Here is a 2,815-nt window from a genome sequence, read left to right on the forward strand (position 1 = left end):
GATGACAAACCGCTCAGCGGCAGCGCAAGATCGTTCATGGTGGGTGTGGTCTCCGGGAAATGGTTCGGATCGGCTTAAGCAACCAAATCCTACGTCATTTCAACGGCTTGCCCCACATCCACCAACCCCCATGAATTTGGTTAGGTTGATGCGGCGTGCCGCCGCCGTGAGGCCGCGCTCGGTCAGCAGCGCGTCGAGAACGACGAGAAGATTCAGATCGAGCCCTTTGAAACGCATGTCTTAGCTATCCATAGCGTGGATGCATTTGATTGAAACAAACGATTTTACCAATTTTCCGGAATGTCGCATGGACTTGGCAGGACCTCACGTGCGCCGATCACTGCCTCTATCGCGTGGCGAGTCCCTTGAGAAGAGCCCGAAAGAGGAAATCTGTCGCGTGCGGTGGAGATTGTACTGGGAATGAGAGGCAGCGCTCCGATCATGTCGAACTCTCCGACGAATGGCGGACCGGTACAATAGTTGATCGCAACTGGTCCGGAGCTATGAAACATCTCGATTACATATGAGGTGCCGAGTGAATACGCTGACAGCACCCACCGTCGCAGCGTTTAGCTGACGTTTGACGACGGTTCCTATCCATTTACACGCAGATTCTTGATGTGCTGGCGCAAAAGCGGGAGGCCGGCGACTTTTCTTCGTCATCGGGCTGACGCCGCAGAAGCCGGAACTCGTCCGGTTCCTATGGGCATTGGGCTTGGTCGGTCGCACAGGCTCTATGAGGGGCAATTTTGGCAACGCGACGCGACTCGGGTTTTGAACGACGCCGAAAACGCAAGCTGGAAAGGAACAAGATGGCAGATCAACTCGCCAACGAAATAATCGCCATGATCAAGAAGCGCGCCGCGTCGGAGGGCGGCATAGCGCCTGCCACAGGCGGCGAGATAACGGCTGCCACGGGACTGACTTCGCTCGGTATCGATTCACTGGGATTGGCGGACGTTCTCTGGGACCTGGAGCAGGCCTACGGCATCGAGATCGAGATGAATACGGCCGAGGCATGGTCGGATCTCCAGAATGTTGGGGACATGGTGGAAGCCGTGCGCAGCTTGCTCGCTAAGGGGGTGTGAATGGACAGGCGCGTCGTGATTACTGGGATTGGCGGGATTTGCGGGCTTGGGACCAACGCCGCCGCCATTTGGACAGAGATGCGAGAAGGCCGCTCCGCCATCGGCCCAATCGTCAACTCCGAGCTCCATGAATTGAGGGTCAGGATCGGTGCCGAGATCAAGGCGCTGCCGGAGCATGACATCGACGGCAAGCAACTCATCTCCATGGACCGCTTCAGCCTGCTCGCTGTGCTTGCGGCGCGCGAAGCCATGCGTCAGGCCGGACTTTCCTCCAAAGAGGGAAATAGCTATCGCTTCGGTGCGACGGTGGGCGTTGGCGGCTGCGGGTGGGATGCGATCGAGCAAACTTACCGCGCCATCCTTCTGGGCGGTAAGCGTGCCGCTCTCTTGACTGTACCCAAGGCGATGCCGGGTGCCGCTGCCGGCCAGGTGAGCATGAGTCTCGGCCTGCGCGGGCCGGTCTTCGGCGTCACGTCCGCCTGTTCCTCGGCAAACCATGCGATTGCCTGCGCGGTGGACCAGATCAGGCTCGGCCGGGCCGACGTGATGCTTGCCGGCGGCAGCGAAGCGCCGCTCATATGGGGTGTGCTGAAGGCATGGGAAGCGATCCGCGTGCTTTCGCCCGATACTTGCCGGCCATTCTCGGCCGATCGCCAGGGCCTGTCGCTTGGTGAAGGCGCCGGCATGGCGGTGCTGGAAAGCTACGAGCATGCCCTGGCTCGGGGCGCCACCATCCTTGCCGAAATTGCCGGTGCCGGCCTTTCCGCCGATGCGTCCGACATCGTCGCGCCGACTGTCGAGGGGCCGGAGGCAGCAATGCGGGCCTGCCTTGCCGATGCCAGGCTGGACGCCGAGGATGTCGACTATCTCAACGCGCACGGCACCGGCACCAAGGCCAACGACCAGATCGAGACGGCGGCGATCAAGCGCGTCTTCGGTCAGCACGCCTTCTCAATGTCCATTTCTTCTACCAAGTCCATGCACGCGCATTGCCTCGGCGCGTCCGGCGCGCTCGAGTTGATCGCCTGCGTGATGGCTATCCGCGAGAGCGTCGTGCCGCCGACTGCCAATTATCGTGAGCTGGACCCCGATTGCGATCTCGACGTCACGCCCAATGTGGCACGCGAGCGCAAGGTGCGCGTGGCACTGAGCAACTCCTTCGCCTTTGGCGGCACGAACGCGGTTCTGGCGTTCAGGCAGCTGTAGAAGCCATGAGAGATGCCTCCGGCAACATTATCTCTCGCATCCAGATGCTTGCCGGATAACTATTGTGAAGGGCGGGTCATTGACCGCCTCGGCGAATGCGGGAAGTGGCAGCGGAAGCTCGACGATCCGGGGGTATCGTCTTTGCGAAATTCTTAACTGTTGAAGCGGCTTGGACGTACCGCCGCCCCGTAAAAGGTAAGCGAGGCCCTGCGGGCTCGGCTTGAGGGTCTGAAGCTGTACACGACAATGTCTGGAAGCGGCAGGGTCGGCTCTGCGCCCGTTATAGTCGCCTGAGTGCTGCCGGCCCGGCCGCGCCGCGGGCGCCGTCAACGAACTCCTTGAACCTGCGGACCTTGCCTGTCTTGGCCGACGCTTCGAAGCGCGCCGTCGTGCTGGCCTCCAGATCCGCGACATGCTTGCGCAGGGTCGTGGTGGGCGCGAGGCCAAAGATGAAGTCGACGTCGTTGGCGCGGCACCAGTCGATGACCTGCGGGTTGCAATAATGGCTATCGCCGCGGAGC

2 protein-coding genes and 3 pseudogenes are annotated in these 2,815 nt (G+C 61.1%); 2 read left to right on the forward strand and 3 right to left on the reverse strand.

Annotated elements, in window-relative coordinates; translation table 11 throughout:
* Positions 1-135: 135 nt before the first annotated feature.
* Positions 136-237: pseudogene (locus NKJ08_RS38350) on the reverse strand (LysR family transcriptional regulator); the annotation flags it as partial.
* A 575-nt stretch (positions 238-812) separates the two neighbouring features.
* On the opposite strand from NKJ08_RS38350, the gene NKJ08_RS38355 reads away from it, so the two are divergent.
* Together NKJ08_RS38355 and NKJ08_RS38360 are read left to right on the forward strand one after the other, a co-directional pair.
* Positions 813-1,088 carry an acyl carrier protein gene (locus NKJ08_RS38355; RefSeq protein ID WP_023679611.1) on the forward strand — a complete coding sequence of 92 codons (276 nt, stop codon included), beginning with the start codon at positions 813-815 and terminating at the stop codon, positions 1,086-1,088.
* Positions 1,089-2,294 (forward strand): beta-ketoacyl-[acyl-carrier-protein] synthase family protein, encoded by a 1,206-nt coding sequence (locus NKJ08_RS38360; protein WP_352786341.1) that lies wholly within the window; start codon positions 1,089-1,091, stop codon positions 2,292-2,294.
* Here NKJ08_RS38360 and NKJ08_RS38365 read toward each other — a convergent pair.
* Positions 2,281-2,445, reverse strand: a pseudogene (locus NKJ08_RS38365) (LysR family transcriptional regulator); the annotation flags it as partial. The gene NKJ08_RS38360 and the pseudogene NKJ08_RS38365 overlap by 14 nt on opposite strands.
* Positions 2,446-2,613: 168 nt before the next feature.
* Positions 2,614-2,815 (reverse strand): annotated as a pseudogene (locus NKJ08_RS38370) (transposase); the annotation flags it as partial.

Origin of the sequence: Mesorhizobium sp. M0244, assembly GCF_040321795.1 — a bacterium.
Lineage (GTDB): Bacteria > Pseudomonadota > Alphaproteobacteria > Rhizobiales > Rhizobiaceae > Mesorhizobium.